The organism is Leptotrichia hongkongensis, assembly GCF_041538065.1.
Classification (GTDB): Bacteria; Fusobacteriota; Fusobacteriia; order Fusobacteriales; family Leptotrichiaceae; genus Leptotrichia; species Leptotrichia hongkongensis.
The window spans coordinates 56,132-79,204 of the sequence record NZ_JBGORW010000009.1; the positions used below are offsets into that span (position 1 = coordinate 56,132).

A 23,073-nucleotide genomic window follows, 5' to 3' on the forward strand; every position below is an offset into this window, starting at 1 on the left:
TAAAATTTCTTTAAATTTACACTTTAAAATTACTCTATTGAAATATCTTATGGAAAATTATATAATAAACTCAAAAACTAAAGGAGAACACCAATGAAAATACACTTTATATTACACGAAGCATTTGAAGCGCCAGGAGCTTATCTTGCTTGGACAGCACTTTCTGGACACGATATTTCCACAACAAAAGTATATCAATATGAAAAGTTACCTGAAAATGCAGATTCATTTGATTTTTTAATTGTGATGGGCGGACCGCAGAGTCCTATTGGAGATAACAGCGAATTTCCATATTTTGATGCAAAAGCTGAAATTGAATTAATCAGAAAGGCTATAAAGGCAGATAAATTTGTAGTTGGAATATGTCTTGGTGCTCAATTACTAGGAGAAGCATTTGGTGGCAAAACAGAAAAAAGCCCTTTCCGTGAAATAGGAAATTTTCCAATTGAACTAACAAAAGATGGACTGGAAGATGACAACATAAAACATTTTGGAAAACAAGCTACTGTAGGGCATTGGCATAGCGATATGCCAGGATTAACAGATACTGCAAAAGTCTTGGCAGCAAGTAAAGGGTGTCCACGACAGATTATAAAATATAGCGAAAAACATTATGGCTTTCAATGCCATCTCGAATTTACAAAAGCTCTAACTGAATTATTAATAGATTCAGATAAAACTCTTGAGCAGGATAGCCAAACTTTACCTTTTGTTCAATCTCCCCAAACTATACGTAACAATAACTACGATGAAATGAATAATCTTCTTTATGAATTTTTAGATAAACTTACAAAAAAATAAAATAAACGTATTGAAATCAGTCAAATTTAGACTAAAATATTGTTTAAATCTTGTTTTTAAAATATTTTAAGGTATAATTGTAGTAAAAGTAATTTGAAACAAAAAATTTAGGAGGTTTTATTATGAAAAAATTATTTTTTTCAATTTTTTTAATGTTTTGTATCAACGTTTTTTCCAATGTAAACTATAATGTTTTTGTAATTATGGATAACAATGCAACTAAAAATGTGGAAAACATTTCAAAAGGACTTAAAGATGAAGGAATCGAAAGCCTTTATTCCAAAGGATATGCAGTCCATCTGACACTTTATCTTACAGAATACAAACCTGAAGCACTAAAAACAATAAAGGATACTGTCAACAAAATTGCAAATCAGACAAAGCCTTTTGATATAGAATTTTACAGATTAAGAAAAACTGGCGGAAACTGGTTTATGCTTGATGCTCAAAACAATGAAGCTATACAACAGCTTGCAGATGAAATAACAGTTAGCTTAAACAAATATCGTGCAAAGGACGCAAAAGTTCCTGACTGGGCAAAATCTATTCCTGAAAAAGTAAAATCCTTTAATTTGTACGGCTCTCCAAACGTATTTACAAGTTTTGATCCGCACATAACTTTACTTACTCCAGAGGATTCAGCAAAAATAGATGCATTTACTTCAAAATATGATTTTAAACCTTTTAAATCTAAAGTTATTGGTATCGGAATCGCCCAAGTTGACGATTTAGGACAAGCAAAAAATATCATTTATTCAGTAAAATTTAAAAAATAAAAAAGGAAAAATTATATGAAAAAACTTGAAAATTATGAACAAATACTGAATAAAATAAAAGAAGAAAAATATTTTTTATTATATGTTTCAATAAATAATTGCAGCATTTGTCAGATTGATATGCCAAAAGTTGAGAAAATTGTTAATGAAAAAAATTTTACTGCTTATTATATAGAAGCATCTGAAATTCCTGAAGCAGTCGGACAATTAATCCTATTTTCAGCTCCAGTAGTTATTCTATTTTATGAAGGCAAGGAGATACATAGACAGGCTAAAATTATTGATTTTGAGGAATTAAATTATAGAATGGAACAAATATGTGAAAATAAATAAATTAAAAGGGAACTGATTCTAATAAAACTAGAACCAATTCCCTTAATTTTATTTATCCAATAATTTCAACCCATAAGATCTAAAAATTTCTTCAGCTTTTTCAACTAATTCTCTCGTTGGTGTTGGAGTATCTTTCAGTTTATATTCTTTCCCAACTTTTTCCCATTTATACTGCCCCATTTGGTGAAATGGTAAAACATCCACTCTTTCCACATTCTTTAACTGGGAAGTAAACTTTGCCCACTCATGCAAATCATTTTCATCATCAGAATACCCAGGAACTAACACATATCTTAACCAAGTCGGCTTATTAATCTCATTCAAATATTTTGCAAATTTTAGAGTATTTTCAAGCTCTACTCCAGTTAATATTTTATATCTTTCAGGATTTATCTGCTTAATATCAAGAAGTACCATATCTACAAGCTCCAACACTTTTTTTGCCTTTTCATTAAAAATATACCCGGATGTATCAAGTGCCGTTTGAATCCCATTTTCACGACAAAGCTTAAACAGCTCCATCAAAAATTCAGGCTGCATCAAAGGCTCACCACCAGATACAGTAACCCCTCCAGTCTTTATAAATCCCTTTACTTTTAAAATTTCATTCATAACTTCCTGAGCCGTCATAATCATCTTATTGTCCTTAATTTCCCAAGTATCCACATTATGACAGTACAGACATCTAAGAGGGCATCCTTGCAAGAACAGCACAAATCTAATCCCAGGCCCATCCTTAGTCCCAAATGATTCGAATGAATGTATATACCCTTTTACTTCCATATTAGTTTTCTCTCTTTCTTTTTTATTCAATAAATTATTTGATAACTTAAATTTTATTTTATACTATTTCCTAGTGAAATTTAATACTATATTATTTTCCCTTTTTAAACATAGTCTCGTATAAACTAATCCGTCGGAGCATTTTTCTGTGCTGGCAAAACTGTCTGAGCATAGCGAGTTTTTTGTCAGTGCAGAAAAATGTCGTAGACTAGCCATAGGTTATTGCGTAGCAATCTTGCCAAATATTTTGATTATCAGGATAAACCTTTACTGCAAGATAAGGTTTTGCGGCAATGAGCAATCCTACGAAAATAAAAAAGAAAAAACATAGTAATATGAAAAAATATTTATTAATTAAAATATCTAAAAAATAATAAAAAATAATTTAGTTGAACGCTTATGAACTAACTATCAAACAACCCTATTATAAAAATTTATTTCCACTTTTAAATAGAGTTTAGTATAAATTATCATATAATAGAAAAGAATGCCGCATAACTCATATTTTATGAAACTATGCGACATTTCTCATATTAGTTGAAAATTATCGGTTAATTTTCAGATTTTTTATCAATTTTAAATTACATTTTATTTGATATTGTTCTGTTAATTACATCTAATTGTTGTTCTTTAGTCAATTTAACGAAGTTTACTGCATATCCAGAAACTCTGATTGTTAATTGAGGATAATTTTCAGGATGTTCCATTGCATCTTCCAACAATTCTCTTCCGAATACGTTTACATTCAAGTGATGTCCTGTTTGATTGAAGTATCCATCCATTAATCCAACTAGGTTAGTTTGTTTTTCATTTGAATTTTTACCTAATGTTTCCGGTGTAATTGCAAATGTGTAAGAAATTCCATCGTTTGCATCTTCAAATGGGATTTTAGCTACTGAGGCAAGTGAAGCAACAGCTCCTCTTGTATCTCTTCCGTGCATAGGGTTTGCTCCTGGCCCAAATGGTGCTCCAGCTCTTCTTCCATCAGGAGTATTTCCTGTTTTCTTACCATATACTACGTTTGAAGTAATTGTTAATACAGATTGTGTTGGAGTTGCATCTCTGTACATTTTATGAGTTCTTAATTTGTTCATAAATCTTCTTGTAATGTCTACTGCAAACTGATCTGTCGCATCATCATTATTTCCAAATGGAACATAGTCTTTTTCATTGATATAGTCAACTGCATCCCCTTCTTCATCTCTTACAACTTTTACTTTACCATATTTAATAGCTGCCAATGAATCTGCAATAATTGATAATCCCGCAATTCCAAATGCTTCTGTTCTTCTGATATGAACATCATGCAATGCCATTTCTAACGCTTCATAAGAATATTTATCATGCATGTAGTGAATAATGTTTAATGATTTAACATAAGTTGAAGCTAACCAATCTAACACTTTATCAAGTTTTTCCCATACTTCATCAAATTCAAGATATTCGCTCTTAATTGGTTCAAATTGTCCTTCTGGAGTTACTTGTATTTTTAATTTTTCATCTTTTCCACCATTAATTGCATACAATAATGCTTTTGGCAAGTTTACTCTTGCTCCAAAGAATTGCATTTGGTGTCCGATAGTCATTGGAGATACACAGCAGGCAATTCCGTAGTCATTACCAAATTGTGGTCTCATAATATCATCATTTTCATATTGTACTGATGATGTATCAATTGATACTTTTGCACAGAATTTTTTCCAAGTTTCAGGTAATTGTTCACTCCATAGAACTGTTAGGTTTGGTTCAGGTGAAGTTCCCATGTTATATAATGTATGTAAAATTCTGAATGAGTTTTTAGTAACTAATGATCTTCCATCTTCTCCAATACCACCGATTGATTCAGTTACCCAAACTGGATCTCCTGAGAATAATGCATCATATTCAGGTGTTCTTAAGAATCTGATTATTCTTAATTTCATAACAAAGTGATCCATTATTTCCTGAGCTTCTTTTTCAGTCAAAGTACCTTCTTGTAAATCTCTTTCCAAGAAAATATCTAAGAATGTAGAAGTTCTTCCAATACTCATTGCAGCTCCATTTTGATCTTTTGTAGCGGCTAAGTATGCAAAATATAGCCATTGTACAGCTTCTTTACCGTTAGTAGCTGGTCCAGAAATGTCAAAGCCATAAGATTCAGCCATTCTCTTTAAAGCATGCAATGCTTTAATTTGTTCAAAAACTTCTTCTCTAAGTCTTATTACATCTTCTGTCATTTCAGCCGGATCCATATTTTTCAATTGATTTTGTCTGTCAGCAATTAATCTGTCTACTCCGTAAAGTACAACTCTTCTATAATCTCCAATAATTCTTCCACGTCCGTAAGCATCTGGAAGTCCAGTTATAATTCCTGTTTTTCTTGCTTTTCTGATTTGATCAGTATATGCTGAGAAAACTCCATCATTATGAGTTTTTCTATATTTAGTAAAAATTTCTTCAGTTTGGGGATCTAGTTCATATCCAAATGCTTCCAAACTGTTTTTTACCATTCTCAATCCACCATTTGGGAAAATTGCTCTTTTTAAAGGTGCGTCAGTTTGCAATCCTACAATCTTTTCCAAATCTTTATTAATATATCCTGCTCCATAAGCGTCAATTTGTGAAGGTATCTTAGTTTCAGCATCGTAAATACCTTTTTCTCTTTCTACCTTAAATTTTTCTGAAAGGCTTTTCCATAGTTCAGTAGTAGCTTCTGTTGGTCCTTCTAAAAAACTGTCATCTCCTAAATACTCAGTGTAATTTAATCTGATAAACTCTGTAACATCAATGTTGTCTTTCCAATTTCCTTCTTTAAATCCTCTCCATGCGTCCATTATTTAACAACACATCCTTTCAATTTATATTATATTTACCATAATTTTATAATTATTGTAATATCATCTCCACTCTATGATAATTATACCCCAAAAATTTTGAAAAGCAAATACATTTTAGGATTTTTTTAATTCTATAATTTTGATTTTTTACGAAATATTTTTCTATCTTTCTTAAATTCCAAATATTGAAACATCATTGTCCGTAAGTATATCATTTGTTTTAAAATATACGTTCTGCTTTGCAAAGTTCCTTTTTCTTTTCCCAATTCAAAATGATAAATCGGGATGCTCGAAAAATTTCTTATTATGTTTACAAATTTTGAACTTGAAATTAACAATATCTGTTCATAGTTGCTATTATCTTTTGTTATAATTTTTTTAAAGCTATTTAGATGTTCGACTCTCACTATTTCTAAAAAATTAAAGACTTTTCGTACTTTATTAAACGTCTTTAAAATCTGATTTTCTTCCAAATCAACTAAAACTAATGTTTTAATTTTAGGCATTTCATCTGGCCGTATATACTGTTTTACAAGTTTTTTATTTAACAAATTTTCATTTTCAAAATTTACAGATGATTCTGCAATACTATAAATCTCGATTTTATCTCTATCTCTTTTTTTCTTCACTTCTATTTTTTTAACTTCTACATTTTTTATACTTTTTTCTAATTCTAAATCTTTATTAATCTGATTTAATATTTTTTCAGGATTTCTTTTCTTTCTGTGTAATTTTTTATAAAATATTGTAAGGAACTTGTAATTCATCTTTAGCTTTTCTCTTTTATAAATTTTATCCATCATTATAAAAAACTCTTTATTTTCATCAGTTTCTTTTATCTGGTAATTAAACTTTATATCTGGATTGTGTACATTTAAAATAAAATACATTAATATTGAATATTTTTCATCCATAGAAATTATATCTGTAAACTGTTCCATATAAATAAAAATAAGCTTTTTTATATATTTGATACTTTTTATTTTCAAAATTTCCTGAAGCATCTTAAAATAAAAATTTTCCTGATATGTACTTTTTCCAATATAAACCTTCTCCATCCTTCTCATTAGCATTTCCTTCAAATGATTTTCTCTCAGTTCTTTAAAATTATAATTCCTGCTTTCAAATAATTTTTCAAGATTTGTTGACTTTGCATATTCTGAATGCTTTATATTGTAAAGTTTCAAGATTTGTTTCAAATCATTCTGAATGTTTTTAGTATTTTCTTCAGTCCTTCTAATTTGTTTGTTAAATTTGTAAATATTTAACTTTTCTTTTCCAAGAAGTAAAATAAGCAGGATAAATTCTCTTCTAAATGACATTTTCAAATTTATGCTTCTATCATTTACTTTAAATAAACTTTCATAATATTTTCCAAAGTAATACAAATAATTTTTACTTTTATGTATTATTCCGTTATTATTTTCACGTAAAAAATTATTTACATGCTCAATTGTGTAATCCAGCCTTTTAAATCCGTATCTTTCCTCCAGTTTTTTCCTATTAACAATTTTAAAATTTAAGACATCTTTCAACAAATCTGTTTCATTAAAATCAATTTCCATTGATTATTTTCACCCCATAATTATTATTCACCTTGTAATACCGATAATTACAAGCATTTTCATAATAACAATTATGAGTTTATTTTTTTAGACGAGATTTTTGATTTTCTTGTTTGATAAAAACACCCTTTAAATACTGGGTTTGAACGATTTATAAAAATTAATTTAAAATTAAATGATGATAATTATAATTCAAAAAATATACTTTAAAAATACTGAATTTATTAATTAAATAAACACTAATAATTTTCAAAATCTATGATTTTTTTTGTAAAAAAATAAAATTTATCAATATTCCAGTTAAACACTAGATTAAATCAGATTTTGAAATAATTTATACATTAATCCATTAATTATAATAACTTATTTTTTGACTAAATCTCTATACAAAAATTTTTACAAAGCAAAAAATAGATTTTAAATTTTATAAAATGATGTATAATAGTAAAACTTATTTAAAACCAAACTCAAAAGCTATGACTATTTTACTCAAACCATAAATTTATATAATTTTAGCAGTTTAATTTAAAATAGGTTTGAGTATATCTTTGAATACGAAACTATTCATAAGTGAAATTTAAATATAACAAAAATCCCCTAATCTTAATTGACTAGGGGTATTTATTTTAAAATTTTTGAAATAATTTTGAAATTTCAGATTTTTTCTGTTCCAGCCGATCTTCCAGCTCATTCATCCACACCAGCGGATCTTTAGGATTTACGAGCCTTTTTATATTATCTCGATTTTTTTCTTCATCAAACCAGATAAGTTTCGTAATCGCTCCAGCTCCAATTCCAATGATTGTCTTATTTTCCTCAATCATTTCTATATTGTAAATCGACTCGCTTCCATTTAGTGAATATCCTAGATTTTCTCCCCATTGAAAGCTATTTTTCTGGCGATACATATAATATGGAAAAAGCTCTTTATTTTTAGTTACATTTTCGATTTTTTCGTAAATTTTTTCATAATCTAATATGTCTTCGTGAGCATAATTTTCTTTGTTAAGACGACTTGCATTTTTTATTGCTAGATTATGAATTGTCAGATTTTCCATATTATATTTGGAAATTTCGTCCATTGTGTACAAAATATCTTCTGTAGTTTCACGTGGCAAGCCTAAAATCAAGTCCATATTTATTTCCAATTCATAATTTTTAGCAAGTTTGTAGACATTATCAAACTGTTCCCTGTCGTGATAACGATTTACAAGTTTTAAAGTTTTTTCATTAAAAGACTGCGGATTTATACTAATTTTATTTATTCCATAGCTTTTGATAATAGCTAATTTTTCTTCATCCAGTGTATCAATTCTTCCAGCTTCAAATGTAAATTCCTTTAAATAATCTAAATTATAGTTTTCTTTTACTGTTTTTAGCAATTTGTCAATTTCTTTCGCCGTTAAAATTGAAGGTGTTCCTCCACCAATATAAATCGTGTTAATTTTTAAGCCTAATTCCTGTGTTAATTGCCCAATTTCACGCACTTCGTGATAAATAGACCCTATGTATTCATCATATCGCTCTGCATATTTTCCACGTAGCAGATAGGCTGGGAATGAACAATATGAACATTTTGTAGGGCAAAAGGCAATTCCTATATAAATTCCAATTGTTTCTTTGTCCAGATATGGCTCTTGACGTTTTACAATGTTTAGCAGAAGTTTCCTTTTTTCATTGCTTACAAGATATATTTTTTCCAATATTTCGTTAATTTCATTATAAGATAACCCCATCTTTAAAAAACGCCCTATAATCTTTGTAGGACGTACTCCTATTAAAATACCCCATTTATATTCATTTTGTTTATCAAAAAGTTTCATCAAGGAACTTTTTGCCATAACTTCTGCCTGATCAAAATATTCTTCATTGACTTTCTTATGTGAAAATGTTACTTCTTTTAAAATTTTTCCATTTTTATTATCAATTAATACTGTATTTACAGTAATTATTTCTGTGTTATCACTTTCTGAATCTTTTAGTTTTCCACAATCGTTGTCAAAGTTTTCCACATCTTGATTTTTTCTAAAATTAACACTAATTTCCACATCATTTTCACTATTTTCAGAAAAAATATCATAATGCTCAGGCAAAAGCACACGCATAAATTCCTCAAGTTTATTCTTATTAATCTCAATATTCGCTCTTATCATCTATTTTATAACTCCCATAAAGTATAATAACAGCACAACTATCCCAAGAACAATCCGATAATATCCAAATATCTTGAAATCGTGCTTTTTAATGTAATTCATAAATACTTTTATCACAGCATACGCAAATACAAATGACAGCACAAAACCTAATGCAATTAAAAACCATTCATATCCGCTTAAAGCTGTACCAAGTTTCACTAGTTTTAAAAGTGTCGCCCCAAGCATTGTCGGAATCGCAAGAAAAAATGAAAATTCCGTTGCTAAAACTCTATTTAATCCTAGCAAAACTCCACCAATAATCGTAGCAGCCGATCTCGAAGTTCCAGGAATCATCGCAAGACATTGAAATAACCCTACTCCAATTGCAGTTTTTACTGACATCTGAGTAATTGAAGTAATTCCGCCTTCCTTTTTCTCTCTTGACTCAAGCCAAATAAGTATAACTCCATAAATAACCAGCATTACTGCCACAACTACGGAATTAAACAGCACTTTGTCAATAATATCATCAAAAAGAAGTCCCAGCACAACTGCAGGAAGCACTGCAATTACTATTTTTATCCACATCTGAATAATATCTGCTCTTTGACTCTTGCTAAGCCCTTTTGCAAATGGAAAAATTCTTTTCCAATAATATACAACTACCGATAAAATCGCTCCAAGCTGTATAATTATCTTAAACGCATTGGCAAACTCCTCGTTTTGAGAAAGCTGCAAAAACTGATCCACAATAATCATATGCCCTGTACTGCTGACAGGTATAAACTCTGTAAGCCCTTCCACAAGGCTTAAAATAAATACTTTAATAATATCTGCAAACATAATATTTTCCTTTCTACTTTATTAAACCTATTTTTTAAATTATCATTTATTATATCACATATTTTTTACTTTATTAATAGCCATAAAATTTTCTTGTTTATTTATTTTAAATGTGATATTCTAAAATCATAACTATTTAAAGAGGAAAGATAAATGAAAAAAAATAAAATTCTTTATACTATAAATTACGATAAAATCGTAAATTTCAAAGAAAGAGTTACTCGATTTACAGTAAGATTTGAATTTAAAAGCAACTGTAAAAATGAAGATTATTCTGGAAAAGATTTTGCTCATTTACATGATACGGGCAGGCTGACGGAATTATTGATTGATGGAGCTGAATTGCTTATAAAAAAGGCTAATAATGAGAATCGAAAAACTAAATGGGATGTAATCGCAGTAAAGGTTCATGGAGAAATTATACTTATTAATACAGCTTTTCATCGCTACATTACAGAATCTATATTTAACAATGCACAAATTTCACCATTTGGAAAACCTTTGTATATAAAGCCTGAAATTAAGTATAACAATAGTAAACTTGATTTCTACCTGGAAACTGAAAAAGATAAAATTTACGTTGAGGTAAAAGGCTGTACTTTGGTAAATGGAAAAACTGCCCAATTTCCTGGCTCTCCTTCCGTGCGTGCCTTAAAACATCTGAAAGAACTAATAGAACTTAAAAAAGAGGGATTTAGAACAGCTGTCTTTATTTTGATTTTTAGAAAATCAGAAATTTTTGCACCTGAACATATTATCGATAGGGACTTCTCAGAAACTTTTTATGAAGCGATAAAAAATGGAGTGGAAATTTATCCAATGCTTTTGGAATATAGAGAAGATGAAAAGGTAAGTTTTGTGAAAAATATAGAAGTTGCAAAAAAACTGTTTTAATATCCAAATAAAAAAAATCGGAAAATAGTTTGAAAATTTAAATCAATAAAAAATCGGAATTAATCAAATATTTTGAATATATTCCGATTTATTTTTTTATACTTACATTTTATTCAACTTTTCTTTTGCCTCTTCCACAATGTATAACTTATTTCCGTTTTCAATAACTTCTTCGTATAATTTTTTTGCTTCTTCCATTTCACCTACTTTTGACTTATAATTTGCTAATAAATGTTTAATTACCAAAACTTGACGTTTAACGCTTAACCTTTTTAATGTTTCTGATAAAATTTCTATCATTTTTGTGCTATCATTTTCATAAAATAAAATTCCATTTAAAAATTCAATCATAGCATTTGTTTCATCAAGTCCTTTTTTAGTTTTAAATTTCTTCATCATTTTTAAAACTTTTTCTTTGTAAATCACTATTGCCTCTTCTTTTCTTTCGAGTCCATGCAATAACAGCGCTTCATTATAATAATACAGGATTTTATCCTGTTCCCTGAATAATGATTTTTTAGATAAATCTATATCCTTTAAATTTTGATACGCTTCTTCTACTTTTCCTAGTGAAGAATATCCCGCACAAAGATTCAGTTTCATATAATTTCTATATCGCTTATTTTTATTTCTGTCGTATTCATTTTGCGTAATTTCTATAAATTTTTCAGGATCAAGTTCTTCATTTAATATATTCATATATTTTTGATAAAAGTACACATACATTCTTTTATCTATTTTCAGAAATTCAAATACCAAGATTAACGAAATAATCAATATGTAATTAAAAATTGAGTGTTGCATTCGTAACCACAAAGCGAATACAATTAGCAATACAAATATCGTAACGGAAAAATTTATTAATATATATTTTTTTCTTATTGTCATTTTTCTCCTTTCACAAAAAACTGAAATCAAACTTATAACTTTTAAATCAACTCTGTCTTTATTTTAAGAAAGATTCCGATTTTTTATTTTTCATTTTTTAGTAATTATTTCTTCTCAGAAAACATGAAATCAAATTCATAATTCATATCTGTCATTTTCCCATCCTTTATTTCTTCATAAATACTTTGTAATGAAATTTTGTAATTTATATTTCCTGCTGTTCCAATGTATTCAAAGTCTTTTTGAGGAACTTTGTATTCTTCATCTTGACTTCCTATATTTTCAAGTTTCAAAGTTTTTAATTTTGCTGATACTTGCTTTATTACATCTTCGTAATTAAATTTCGCAAGTTCTGTACCGTTTTTAGCACTTATTGTTATCATTTTATTTAGAATAACAACTTTGTATTTATCAGATTCATTTGTCTGAGTAGATGCTTCTCCCCAGTCTTTTCGGTAATGAATGACATTATCATAGCCATTTGTTTCCAAAATAGCTGAAGTATTCTCGTTTGTCTTTAAGTTATATGTAATTACTTTTCTTTCATCGTAACTTTCTCTGTCATCATCTTCAATACCATAAGAATAATACTCTCTCCAAGAATCTTTAATTCCCAAATCCTTTTCCAAATCATGAGAAGTTTGATAGATTTTTCCAGCAGAATTTTTTAATCCAAGATTTTTAACCGATGAGCCTTGCCTAGTAGATATATAGTCAATCGCTGTATAAAGTTCATTTCCTTGTCTATTAGTCAAGTTTTGTGTAGTTTTGGAAACTTTTCCATCTTTTAAAGCTCCATATTTTACAAGCATTCTCTTCAGTCTTTGACTTTGACTGTAAACACTCACTTTTTCTGCACTAAATGGAGTATAAACAGCAATTATTAAACAAATAATCAAACTTATAAAAACTCCTGTCACTTTTGATTTTATTATGTATAAAATCATGCAGAAAAATAGCCAGAATATAAGAAGAAGCACATAATATCGGTTCTCTGTAATTCCATACTGGTAAATTCTTTGAAAAATTGCAAACAGTGAAACAAAAATTAAAGGTATAGAAAAATATGGAAAATATTTTTTAAAATTACCTAAAAATTTGTCATTTTTAGCAAACGGAGTTATCAAAATTATAATAATAAGGCTAAACGCTATGTACCAAAGGACAAAACGAGAAATTATCCCCTTTGGTAATTTCATAAATATAACTACAGTTGCAATATAAACATATAAAATCCCTGTATAAATAATAATTAACGGAGTAATTACAAATTTTATAAGCATTTTTAAAATATATGGAAAATCATAATTTTCCAAGTTATCACCAGGATTTTTCAACAATGACAAGAAAAACGATATTCCCAAAACATCAAATACAAATACCCCCAAATACATATAAAATCTTAAAACAAAGCCATAAAACAACTCAAACCCAAATAATACAGTAATTGTTGCTAGAATTAAAAAAATCCCAATATAAAGCACAGTTGCAAAAATTGATGATACAACAAAATTTACAAACACAGACTGTAAATATTTTTCCTTATTTTCATTTTTTAAAATAGGTACTAAAAGAAAAATTAATATTGAAATAGGCAACAACATCCAAAATCCGATTTCAAAATTATAAATAACAAAGCAAAGAACATAAGCTCCAAATCCGATAATAACAGTTAAAACTGTATAAATAGTTCTAATTATCCATTTTTTTCTTTCTTCAAAATATTGTTCCCTAATAACTTCAAACATCGCAGTTAAAAAAATACCAAGCACAAAGCATTTATTTACCTCTATCAAACTCGAAGAAACAACAGAAAGCTTTTCATAACTAAGATTCTCAAGTTCTGTAGTCAAAACAACTAATCCAAAAACCATTAACGTAAAGACAACCGTCACTCTAAACCTGTCAACCCCTCCCTTAAAATATCCAAATAACTTCTTAAATTTTTCTGTAATTTTTCCCATTGATAAACACCTCTTATCATAATTTTTGATTTTGCTATTTATTTTTATATTATAATATCACATTCTTAGCTAAAAAAAATGAGAAAATTATTTTATTTTCTTTTTTCTCCCTCAATAAAGTTATTTTCTAAATTTTCTTTATATTTTTTTGGTTAATAATAATTTTTTTATAATTTTTATATTTTGCCTTTTTTTAAGTATAAAGGGGATCAATCGCCATCCCCTTTATAATCCTGGCTCGTCTAAGCATTTTTTTGAAATAAAATTGAAACTCGCTTTTTAATAAAATTTATTATTAACTCTTAAATTGATTATAACTTAAATGTTTTGAAAAAGCTCAAACAGTCAATTTCATTCCAAAAAAATCACGACAATTTTTAGTATAATTACAAAAGATAATTTCATTAAAATAAATTCCAAGCAAAATTTCGTTAGAAGAAAAATAGCTGTTTGAGCTTTTGGAACAAATTTTAAATTAGATAAGATTGTTTGAATTAAAATTATTTATATTCAAAAGCGAGTTCTATTTTTCTTATATAAGAAAGTTTTGCGTAAAGCGGGGTTGTAAGGGCATGGCGTCTGATGCCCTTACGTCAAAAAAGATTTAGAATTATAAATAAAAAAATAATAATTAATTAAAATAATCTAGAAAATAAGTGATTTATAAAATAACTTAATTAAATAAGCAAAAATTTTCTTTAATGATTACAAAATAATAAAATCCAAATTTTAATTTTTTTATCTATCAAATAACAAATCAATATGGTATAATTTGTCATAAAATATAAGTTATTTTATTTAAGTGGCAGATTTGGGGGAAATTTCAAGTATAATATAATCAAAAGGGGGATTATTTATGAAAATAAAATATGTCATTATTTTTGTAATGCTGTTAATTGCGGGAAATTTTTTAAGACTTTTAATCGAGGACAAAAATATTCCTGAAATTGAAATTAGTAAGGAAAAAGATTATAAAAAGGAAAAGGCTAAAAAAGATGCTGATTTGACAAAAAGTAATGTGAAATTTGACATTAATAATGTTGAATACAAGGATTTGCTAAAATTGGGAATTAATAAAAATAAGGCTGAAAAATTTGTAAAATATAGGGATGAAGTTGGTATTATTAAAGATGTTAATGAAGTAAAAAATATTTCAGGATTTGGAAAATCTGGATTGGAAATCGCACAAAAATTTTTGTTCGTGGATAATGAAAAAATTCAGGATTCAACCAAAAATTATGGACGTGAAATTACAAAATACAACATTAACAAATTAAATGAAAAAGAATTAAAAAAAATAGGATTTACAAGTAAAGAAATAAAAAAATTACTTCCTGAAATTGAAAAAAATAGCATAAGATCGAATGTCGATTTAGAAAAGATTATTGGAAAAAAGCGTTATGCAGAAATTGAAGATAAAATAAAATTTATTGAATAAAAATATAATGTATTAAATTAAAAAAATCTGCTGCTTAAATAATCTAATTTATTACTACTTTTATTTTATTATTTTATTAAATTGTCAAATTTATCCTTAATTATCCAGATTAATAATTTTTAATTAAAATTGATAAGAGCTATTTTTATTAATAAATATTTTTTCTACTTTTTTATATTTTTTCTTTTTTATAAAGCAAAGGAGAACAAACGCCATCCCCTTTGCAAACCCGGCTTGTCTAAGAATTTTTTTGAAATAAAAACGAAACTCGCTACGTAAAACTTCGCTCAAACAATCGTTTTCATTCCAAAAAAATCACGACAATTTTAGATTAATTATAATGTTAGTTTAATTAATTCAAATAACAAGTAAAATTTCGTTAAAGGAAAAATAACTGTTTGAAATTTTGGTATAAAATCGAAATTGTGTTTGGTTAATTGTATCAAAATAATCTTTATTCAAAAGCGAGTTTTATTTTTTATAAGAAAATTTTGCGTAAAGCGTGAGTAGTTCGTAGAACTTTCGCAAACATTATTAAGTGTTAATTCGTTAATTATACTAAAATAACTGTTATTGCGAAACAGAGGAGATGGCGTCTGATCTCCCTGCTTAAATAAACTTAGATATAAACAAAATAAAAAAATATAAAAAAAAGAAAGAAAGGGGATATATTTATGATAAAAAAAGTATTGATTGCAAATCGTGGGGAAATTGCGGTTAGAATTATTAGAGCTTGTAGAAATATGGGGATTTTGAGTGTTGCAATTTACTCAAAGGAAGATAAGGATAGTCTTCATATAAAATTGGCTGATCAAAGTATTTGCATTGGAGAAGGTCCTGCAAGAAATAGTTATTTGAATAAGGAAAGTATCATTACGGCTGCCTTGAATGTGGGAGCAGATGCGATTCATCCTGGATACGGCTTTTTGTCGGAAAATTCAGAGTTTGTAAAAATGTGCGAGGAAAATGGAATAAACTTTATTGGTCCAACAGCCAAAGTTATTGACAGAATGGGAAATAAATCTCAGGCTAGAAAAACAATGATGGATGCTGGAGTCCCAGTTGTACCAGGAACAAAAGAACCTATTTACGATGTAGAATCTGGAATGAAAGCTGCGGAAAACATCGGCTACCCTGTTATGGTAAAGGCTTCTTCTGGTGGTGGCGGAAAAGGGATGCGTGTTGTAAAGGATAGGAATGGTTTTGAATTTTTATTTAATGTGGCTCAGCGGGAATCTATAAATGCGTTTGGTGATGATACTATGTACATTGAAAAATTTATAGAAGATCCAAGACATATAGAAATTCAAGTAATTGCTGATAATTTTGGAAATGTAGTGGCTCTTGGGGAAAGAGACTGTTCCGTTCAGAGAAACCATCAAAAATTAGTAGAAGAATCGCCATCTCCTGCAATTTCCCCAGAAATTCGGGAAGCACTAAATAAATATGCTATTCTGGCAGCAAAAGCAGTAAATTATACAAACGCTGGAACGATAGAATTTATAATGGGTGCGGATGGCTCATATTATTTTATGGAAATGAATACCCGAATTCAAGTAGAACACGGAGTTACTGAAATGGTGACAGGAACAGATTTAATCATTGAACAGATTAGAGTGGCAATGAATGAAAAATTAAGTTTTGCACAGGAAGATATACAATTGCGAGGACATGCAATAGAATGTCGTATAAATGCAGAAATTCCTGAAAAAAACTTTATGCCAAGTCCAGGAAAAATAACAAACATACATTTACCAGATGGTAATGGAATAAGAGTTGATACTGCCATTTACACAGGCTATACAATACCAACTGAATATGATTCAATGATTGCCAAAATTATAGTTCACGCTCCAACTCGTGAAATGGCACTTCAAAAAATGCGTTCAGCACTAAATGAAACTGTTATTTTAGGTGTAGAAACGAACTTAGATTTTCAATATCAAATTATGAGAAACGAGGTTTTCTGTCAAGGGAAAGCAACTACAAGTTTTATTGAAAATGTATTGCTTTATTAAAAATTTAAATAAAAAATGAAAAGAGGTAAAATATGGCTTTTAAAGTGGATTTGAACTGTGATTTGGGAGAAAGTTTCGGTAATTATAAAATTGGAGGAGATGATAAAATTATTCCTCTTATTTCCAGTGCTAATGTAGCTTGCGGATTTCACGCAGGAGATCCTGTCGTTATGAAAAAAACGATAGAAACTGCTAAAAAAAATAACATTGGAATAGGAGCTCACCCTGGATTTCTGGACTTAATGGGATTTGGACGACGTGAGATGAAAATTTCAATAGACGAAGCGAAAGCCTATGTGCTGTATCAATTAGGAGCTTTAGGAGCTTTTTGTAAAAGTGAAGGTGTAAAGCTGCAACACGTAAAGCCTCATGGAGCTTTGTATAATATGGCTGCAAAAGACTATAATCTGTCAAAGGCTATTTGTGAGGCTATTGCTGATTTTGACAGTTCTCTCATAATTCTTGGACTTTCGGGAAGCGAAACTTTAAAAGCTGCAAAAGACTTAGGTTTAAAATATGCCAGCGAAGTTTTTGCAGACAGGGCTTATGAAGAAGATGGAAGCCTTGTGGCACGTTCAAAGGAAGGGGCAATGATTCACGATGAAAACGAAGCAATAAAACGTGTAATAAAAATGATAACAGAACAAAAAGTAACTTCAATAACAGGAAAAGAAATACCGATAAAGGCTGATTCCATTTGTGTTCACGGCGATGGTGAAAAAGCTTTGCTTTTTGTAAAAAAAATACGTGAAAAATTAGAAAATGAAGGGATTATAATTCAAAAATTATCAGAAATTATATAATATACTAAACCTATTTAAAATTAAACTACTAAAAATTATATAGATTTAGGGTTTGAGTAAAATAGTCATAGCCTTTTGAGTTTAGTTTTAAAGCAGTTTTACTATAAATTTGAAGTTTGTTAATTGATTGAATTAAGCAAATCTAAAAAATAAGAAAGGAGTTTTATTATTTTTCTTAAAAAATAAAATTAAAAAATGAGTTTACTATCAGATATTGCAGTGCCAATCGCAAAATTGGTGAATATGAAAAAATATAAGGAAAAAGATTTTTTAAATCCAAGGAGAGATACAGATTTTTTGAATAAAAAAAATTTTGACAAATCGCTTATTATTGACGAACAGTTTATTGATGAATATCAAGTTTTGACAGTTTTTTCAGAAGAAAGCTATAACAGACACGTTGTTTTTCTACACGGTGGAGCTTATGTAATGCGTGCTGTCAAAGCTCACAAAAATATTATTGAAAAATTAGTAAAGAAATTTCATTTAAAAGTTACATTCATTGACTATCCACTTGCTCCAGAAAATACTGCTGACAAAGCTCATAGAGTATTAATGGATGCCTACAGACATATAACTAATAACTATAAAGATGATGAATTTTACTTATTTGGTGATTCTTCTGGCGGTGGCTTGGCACTTGCATTTTTACAAATATTGAAAAATAAGAAAGATTTGCCATTTCCAAAGAAAACTGCGTTAATGTCACCTTGGGTAGATGTTTCAATGACAAATGAAGAAATACCCGAATTTGCTGAAAAAGATCCTCTCTTGCCGCTGAATGGACTTATTATAACAGGAAAACAGTTTGCAGGAGAACTGGATGTGAAAAATCCTATGATTTCACCAATTTATGGAAATATGGATAATCTTGGAGAAATTTTTCTAATTTTCGGAACAAATGAAATATTATATCCTGATTGCTTAAAATTAAGTGATTTGATGGAAGTTGCAATCGGAACAAGTGTAGAAATAAAAATTGGGGAAAATTTGTGCCATGACTGGATTTTGGCACCTCTCAAGGAATCAGAAGAAACTATTGATGAAATTGGAAATTTTTTTCTGAAATAAAATAATAAATAATAAAACGAGGAATTTTAATTATGTCTGAAAAAAAACAAAAAAAGAATATAGAAAGCAATGAAATTAGCAAAAGAATTGATAAGGATAAACACGAAGAAATTCTTAAAATTTATAAAGAAATAAAAAAAGGTATCGAAAAAGCTATAGAAGGCTATAAAAAGGCTTGGAAAGGTACAGAAAAAGAAGTATTTGCGGAAATGGCATTTTGTATTCTGACACCTCAGTCAAAAGCAAAAAATGCTTGGCAAGCCATTACAACTTTAGTAGAAAATGGACTGCTTTACAACGGAAAGCCTGAAGAAATAGTAGAATTTCTAAATATTGTCAGATTTAAGAATAATAAATCACGATACTTGGTGGAATTACGGGATTTAATGACAAGAGATGGAAAATTGCAGCCAAAAAAAATATTATCAGAAATTGGTGATACTCTTGAAAAAAGAAAATGGATTTTGAAAAATATTAAGGGAATGGGATTAAAAGAGGCAAATCACGTATTGCGAAATCTTGGATTTGGAGAAAATATTGCCATTTTAGATAGACACATTCTAAGAAATCTTAAATCACTTAATGTAATTAGTGAAATTCCTAAAACAATAACAGAAAAAAAATACTATGAAATTGAAGAAAAAATGCAGGAATATTCAGAATTTTCTAAAATAAAAATGGATGAGCTGGACTTGGTTTTATGGTACAAGGAAGTTGGCGAAATTTTTAAATAATTTTATAGTGAATTCTTTTTCAAAATATGATAAAATATCATTGGAAAATTATTATAAATGTCAAATTACACATAATTTAACTTTAAAAAATAAATTTATAAATTAAGATTCAAAAAACAATATTAAAGTATTGAAAGGAGAGTGTTTTTTATGACTTCTAATTTAAAGCAATTAAAAAATGATATAAAAAAAAGGTCAATCCTTATCGGAATAGCTGCTTTGCTAGTTAGCTGCGGCGGAGGTGGTGGTGGCGGAGGTTCAACATCAGCTGCAACACCAACTACACCAACCACTCCTGCTACACAGCCTACTACCCCAGCACCTGTAACAAATAAACCAACTGTAACAACAACAGCATCTGGGTTAACATGGAATGATACAACTCTATCATATAACAAAGATAACCCACATAACAATTCAAATACTGCACTTACAGGTTCGAATGTTAAAGTAGGAATTATTGACGTAGGATTTGAAAACTCAACTTTTTCAGCTGATCTTACACAAAAATTTGGAAGCCGTTTAACAAAACTTACAGTTCCAGGATTCACATCACAAGCTACCGCAAATGATGATCACGGAATAGTTGTCGCTGATCTTGCAGCAGGCGCTTCTAATGGAATTGCTAAAGGTGCCAGCGTTTATGCAATTGATGCAGCAAAACATGAAGCAAACAAAAGAACATACCCTCATGTAACATTAGATATGTACCAACAACTAAAAAATCATGGTGTTACTATTTATAACCAATCTTTTGGAATTGATGGAGTTGTGACAGATTTTAACAGCATTCCAACGTCAAGCCGTTATTATGGTTATCAAATAGGAAATGATATCCTTAACTTCTATAAAAACGAAGTAAATAATGGTTCATTATTTGTATGGGCTGCAGGAAACGACTCATCTGATAAACAACCTACTCTTGAAGGAGGATTGCCATATTTTGAAAATAGCCTTCAAAAAGGATGGATAAATGTTGTTGCTTTAACTTCAAAAGTCGAATCAAAATTGGGAGACACCAGCTGGAATAACTTGACTCCCCTTTCGCCAGCAGGAGTTGCTAAGAACTGGACTGTAACTGCGGTTGGAGATCAAACATTTACAATAAAAGGACAAAATTATGTTGGTGGAGGTTCTTCTTTTGCAGCGCCACTTGTAACAGGAACTGCGGCATTGCTTAAAGAAAAATATCCTTGGATGGATGCTAGCCTAATTCGTCAAACAATCTTATCAACTGCGACAGACATAGGAGCAACTGGGGTTGATGAAGTTTATGGATGGGGACTTTTAAACATTGATAAAGCACTTAAAGGACCTGCATTATTTGATAAAAGCCTTGCACTTGGAGATACTGTAAATATTAATATTCCTAATGGAAGTTATACTTTTTCAAATAATATTTCAGGAGACGCTGGTGTAATTAAAGATGGAAATGGAGATTTGATCTTATCTGGACACTCTACATTTACAGGACCTACGACAGTAAATGCGGGAAGATTGCAAGTAAACGGTGTTTATTCTTCCTCTATTAGTGTAAGAAGGCAAGCTACTCTTTCCACAAATAATGCTGTAATAAAAAATGATATTACAAATAATGGAACTCTAGAAAACTCTGGTTCAACACAAATTACTGGAAATTATGAGGCTTTGGAAAATTCAAGAGTTGTATCAGATTTAAATTCTAATATTCATGTAAAAGGAAAAGTTAATTTAAACAATTCAAGACTTGAAATTAAGCCAGAAGAAAATGGTGAAAGAAAATACGTAACAGCTAATGGGACTACACAAAATGTAATTACGTCAGATAACAAAATTGATGGAAACTTTGAAAATGTAAATACTGATGATATGCTAAATGCTAAAATCAATCAAAATGAAAATACTGTTTCAGCAGAAGTAAGCAGAAAAAATGTATTAGAGTATGTAGAAAAAATAGCAGAATCTGACGAAATGCAGAAAAATACTGCTCAAAACTTGGAAACTGCTTTCCAAAACCTAGATCAAAGCATTGAAAACGGAACTGCTGGAAATGTAGCTCAATTTGAAAGAAAAGCTGCCACTCTACAAGCTCTTACTTCTTCTAACAGGGCTGCAGTCCTAGACAGTCTGTCTGGACAAATTTACGCTTCTGCACAAGCACTTACATTCCAACATTCACAAACTGTAAACAAGGATTTATCAAACAGATTAGTTATGCTTGGAACTCTTGATAATGTTGGGGATAAATTTGGACTATGGATTTCTGGTTTTGGTGCCAATGGTACGTTAAAACAGGATGGATATGGTAAGGGAGATACTAAAGTTGCTGGTGGACAAGTTGGAGTGGACAAGCAGTTTGGTGAAAACCTTATCTTAGGTACTGCACTTTCCTATTCAAAAGCTGATGTTAAATTTGACAGATATGGTGGAAAATCTGATGCTAACAACTTTGGAGTTTCATTATATGGAAGATTAGGAAACAAGGATGTTCCGTTCTACCTTCAAGGCCGTCTTGGTATCGGATTTGTTGACAGTGATGTTGAAAGAGACATTATTTTAAGCAATAATGATTTTACAAGAGCAAAAATTAATCATAATGACAAAGTTTATTCTGGATATTTAGAAACAGGATATGATATTAAAAATAGTAGTGGAGATTTCGTTGTAACACCATTTGTAGGATTAACTCATGATACAGTTGTAAGAGGTTCATTCTCTGAAGAGAAGAGCCAGTTCGGACTGACTGCGGACAAGAAAAACTACAACCAGACAGCAGCATTACTTGGACTTAGAGTTGGGAAATCTGTAAACTGGAACAATGGAAGCAAGACTACATTCCAAGGTTATGTAACGCATCAGAGAGCATTCAATGAGCAGGACTTGAGCTTTGACGCAAGATATACTGGACTGCCTGGAGCAACTTTCAAGGTAAAAGGTATTGGACTCTCTAAGAACAAGACCTGGGCAGGAGTTGGAGCATTGACAGAAGTAAATTCCGGATTTGGATGGTATGTGAACTATGACGGTTCTATTGACAGTGGAAAAGGTAAAGGAAATAACAATGTCTTTACTACTGGTCTTAGATTTAACTTCTAATATGATTTTGTCATAAATAATTACTTCTAAGATAGGAAGGGCTGTAACATAAAATTTGAGTTACAGCTTTTCTTGTTTACTTAGATTTTTTAACACGAACTTCCATTTATAAAATAAGAATAAATTTTTTAATAGT

The 23,073-nt window shown here is 29.5% G+C and carries 18 protein-coding genes; 11 read left to right on the forward strand and 7 right to left on the reverse strand.

Annotated features, from left to right (window positions below):
* Positions 1 to 93: 93 nt before the first annotated feature.
* From ACEG17_RS07850 to ACEG17_RS07860, 3 genes are all read left to right on the forward strand, one after another.
* Positions 94 to 801 (forward strand): type 1 glutamine amidotransferase, encoded by a 708-nt coding sequence (locus ACEG17_RS07850; RefSeq protein ID WP_372583265.1) that lies wholly within the window; start codon positions 94 to 96, stop codon positions 799 to 801.
* 122 nt (positions 802 to 923) lie between these two features.
* Positions 924 to 1,577: a 2'-5' RNA ligase family protein gene (locus tag ACEG17_RS07855; RefSeq protein WP_372583266.1), complete on the forward strand. Its 654-nt coding sequence runs from the start codon at positions 924 to 926 to the stop codon at positions 1,575 to 1,577.
* A 15-nt stretch (positions 1,578 to 1,592) separates the two neighbouring features.
* On the forward strand, positions 1,593 to 1,910 hold the full coding sequence (locus ACEG17_RS07860; protein ID WP_372583267.1) for a thioredoxin family protein: 318 nt from the start codon (positions 1,593 to 1,595) through the stop codon (positions 1,908 to 1,910).
* Positions 1,911 to 1,958: 48 nt separating this feature from the next.
* On the opposite strand, the gene pflA is transcribed toward ACEG17_RS07860, so the two are convergent.
* The gene (gene pflA, locus ACEG17_RS07865; protein ID WP_299574819.1) at positions 1,959 to 2,693 is read right to left on the reverse strand and encodes a pyruvate formate-lyase-activating protein; all 735 of its coding nucleotides are present in this window, start codon (positions 2,691 to 2,693) and stop codon (positions 1,959 to 1,961) included.
* Positions 2,694 to 2,841: 148 nt separating this feature from the next.
* On the opposite strand from pflA, the gene ACEG17_RS07870 reads away from it, so the two are divergent.
* The gene (locus ACEG17_RS07870) at positions 2,842 to 3,024 is read left to right on the forward strand and encodes a hypothetical protein (protein ID WP_372583268.1); all 183 of its coding nucleotides are present in this window, start codon (positions 2,842 to 2,844) and stop codon (positions 3,022 to 3,024) included.
* A 250-nt stretch (positions 3,025 to 3,274) separates the two neighbouring features.
* Here the strand turns inward: ACEG17_RS07870 and pflB are convergent, their stop codons facing one another.
* The 4 genes from pflB to ACEG17_RS07890 all read right to left on the reverse strand — a co-directional run bounded on the left by pflB (position 3,275) and on the right by ACEG17_RS07890 (position 10,052).
* A complete protein-coding gene (gene pflB, locus ACEG17_RS07875) occupies positions 3,275 to 5,506 on the reverse strand; it encodes a formate C-acetyltransferase (protein ID WP_147006172.1) in 2,232 nt (743 codons plus the stop codon).
* A gap of 134 nt (positions 5,507 to 5,640) precedes the next feature.
* Entirely contained in the window at positions 5,641 to 7,074 is a 1,434-nt protein-coding gene (locus tag ACEG17_RS07880) for a hypothetical protein (protein ID WP_372583269.1), read from the reverse strand.
* 626 nt (positions 7,075 to 7,700) lie between these two features.
* Positions 7,701 to 9,227, reverse strand: a complete 1,527-nt coding sequence (locus tag ACEG17_RS07885) for a coproporphyrinogen III oxidase (RefSeq protein WP_372583270.1) — start codon at positions 9,225 to 9,227, stop codon at positions 7,701 to 7,703.
* Positions 9,228 to 10,052, reverse strand: coding sequence for an undecaprenyl-diphosphate phosphatase (locus ACEG17_RS07890; protein ID WP_314113425.1), 825 nt, complete (start codon positions 10,050 to 10,052; stop codon positions 9,228 to 9,230). It abuts the gene before it with no gap.
* A gap of 153 nt (positions 10,053 to 10,205) precedes the next feature.
* On the opposite strand from ACEG17_RS07890, the gene sfsA reads away from it, so the two are divergent.
* Positions 10,206 to 10,946: a DNA/RNA nuclease SfsA gene (gene sfsA, locus ACEG17_RS07895; RefSeq protein WP_372583271.1), complete on the forward strand. Its 741-nt coding sequence runs from the start codon at positions 10,206 to 10,208 to the stop codon at positions 10,944 to 10,946.
* Positions 10,947 to 11,048: 102 nt separating this feature from the next.
* On the opposite strand, the gene ACEG17_RS07900 is transcribed toward sfsA, so the two are convergent.
* The gene (locus ACEG17_RS07900) at positions 11,049 to 11,834 is read right to left on the reverse strand and encodes a hypothetical protein (protein WP_372583272.1); all 786 of its coding nucleotides are present in this window, start codon (positions 11,832 to 11,834) and stop codon (positions 11,049 to 11,051) included.
* Between the two features lie 104 nt (positions 11,835 to 11,938).
* On the reverse strand, positions 11,939 to 13,798 hold the full coding sequence (locus ACEG17_RS07905) for a DUF4153 domain-containing protein (protein ID WP_372583273.1): 1,860 nt from the start codon (positions 13,796 to 13,798) through the stop codon (positions 11,939 to 11,941).
* 856 nt (positions 13,799 to 14,654) lie between these two features.
* Here ACEG17_RS07905 and ACEG17_RS07910 point away from each other — a divergent pair.
* From ACEG17_RS07910 to ACEG17_RS07935, 6 genes are all read left to right on the forward strand, one after another.
* Positions 14,655 to 15,236 carry a helix-hairpin-helix domain-containing protein gene (locus ACEG17_RS07910; RefSeq protein WP_372583274.1) on the forward strand — a complete coding sequence of 194 codons (582 nt, stop codon included), beginning with the start codon at positions 14,655 to 14,657 and terminating at the stop codon, positions 15,234 to 15,236.
* Positions 15,237 to 15,910: 674 nt separating this feature from the next.
* Positions 15,911 to 17,254 (forward strand): acetyl-CoA carboxylase biotin carboxylase subunit, encoded by a 1,344-nt coding sequence (gene accC, locus ACEG17_RS07915; RefSeq protein WP_372583275.1) that lies wholly within the window; start codon positions 15,911 to 15,913, stop codon positions 17,252 to 17,254.
* 32 nt (positions 17,255 to 17,286) lie between these two features.
* The gene (locus tag ACEG17_RS07920) at positions 17,287 to 18,057 is read left to right on the forward strand and encodes a LamB/YcsF family protein (RefSeq protein ID WP_372583276.1); all 771 of its coding nucleotides are present in this window, start codon (positions 17,287 to 17,289) and stop codon (positions 18,055 to 18,057) included.
* Between the two features lie 195 nt (positions 18,058 to 18,252).
* Positions 18,253 to 19,128 (forward strand): alpha/beta hydrolase fold domain-containing protein, encoded by an 876-nt coding sequence (locus ACEG17_RS07925; RefSeq protein ID WP_372583277.1) that lies wholly within the window; start codon positions 18,253 to 18,255, stop codon positions 19,126 to 19,128.
* An 86-nt stretch (positions 19,129 to 19,214) separates the two neighbouring features.
* Positions 19,215 to 19,862 carry an N-glycosylase/DNA lyase gene (locus ACEG17_RS07930; protein WP_372583325.1) on the forward strand — a complete coding sequence of 216 codons (648 nt, stop codon included), beginning with the start codon at positions 19,215 to 19,217 and terminating at the stop codon, positions 19,860 to 19,862.
* A gap of 150 nt (positions 19,863 to 20,012) precedes the next feature.
* Complete coding sequence (locus ACEG17_RS07935) at positions 20,013 to 22,937, forward strand: autotransporter domain-containing protein (protein ID WP_372583278.1); 2,925 nt, start codon at positions 20,013 to 20,015, stop codon at positions 22,935 to 22,937.
* The last annotated feature ends 136 nt before the right edge of the window (positions 22,938 to 23,073 follow it).

Excerpts from the sequence above, each read along its gene's own strand:
- accC (WP_372583275.1), top strand. The coding sequence starts at position 15,911 with ATGATAAAAAAAGTATTGATTGCAAATCGTGGGGAAATTGCGGTTAGA.
- ACEG17_RS07885 (WP_372583270.1), bottom strand. The coding sequence starts at position 9,227 with ATGATAAGAGCGAATATTGAGATTAATAAGAATAAACTTGAGGAATTT.
- ACEG17_RS07860 (WP_372583267.1), top strand. The coding sequence starts at position 1,593 with ATGAAAAAACTTGAAAATTATGAACAAATACTGAATAAAATAAAAGAA.
- ACEG17_RS07920 (WP_372583276.1), top strand. The coding sequence starts at position 17,287 with ATGGCTTTTAAAGTGGATTTGAACTGTGATTTGGGAGAAAGTTTCGGT.
- pflB (WP_147006172.1), bottom strand. The coding sequence starts at position 5,506 with ATGGACGCATGGAGAGGATTTAAAGAAGGAAATTGGAAAGACAACATT.
- ACEG17_RS07935 (WP_372583278.1), top strand. The coding sequence starts at position 20,013 with ATGACTTCTAATTTAAAGCAATTAAAAAATGATATAAAAAAAAGGTCA.
- ACEG17_RS07855 (WP_372583266.1), top strand. The coding sequence starts at position 924 with ATGAAAAAATTATTTTTTTCAATTTTTTTAATGTTTTGTATCAACGTT.
- ACEG17_RS07900 (WP_372583272.1), bottom strand. The coding sequence starts at position 11,834 with ATGACAATAAGAAAAAAATATATATTAATAAATTTTTCCGTTACGATA.
- ACEG17_RS07850 (WP_372583265.1), top strand. The coding sequence starts at position 94 with ATGAAAATACACTTTATATTACACGAAGCATTTGAAGCGCCAGGAGCT.
- ACEG17_RS07905 (WP_372583273.1), bottom strand. The coding sequence starts at position 13,798 with ATGGGAAAAATTACAGAAAAATTTAAGAAGTTATTTGGATATTTTAAG.
- pflA (WP_299574819.1), bottom strand. The coding sequence starts at position 2,693 with ATGGAAGTAAAAGGGTATATACATTCATTCGAATCATTTGGGACTAAG.
- ACEG17_RS07880 (WP_372583269.1), bottom strand. The coding sequence starts at position 7,074 with ATGGAAATTGATTTTAATGAAACAGATTTGTTGAAAGATGTCTTAAAT.
- ACEG17_RS07890 (WP_314113425.1), bottom strand. The coding sequence starts at position 10,052 with ATGTTTGCAGATATTATTAAAGTATTTATTTTAAGCCTTGTGGAAGGG.
- sfsA (WP_372583271.1), top strand. The coding sequence starts at position 10,206 with ATGAAAAAAAATAAAATTCTTTATACTATAAATTACGATAAAATCGTA.
- ACEG17_RS07925 (WP_372583277.1), top strand. The coding sequence starts at position 18,253 with ATGAGTTTACTATCAGATATTGCAGTGCCAATCGCAAAATTGGTGAAT.
- ACEG17_RS07910 (WP_372583274.1), top strand. The coding sequence starts at position 14,655 with ATGAAAATAAAATATGTCATTATTTTTGTAATGCTGTTAATTGCGGGA.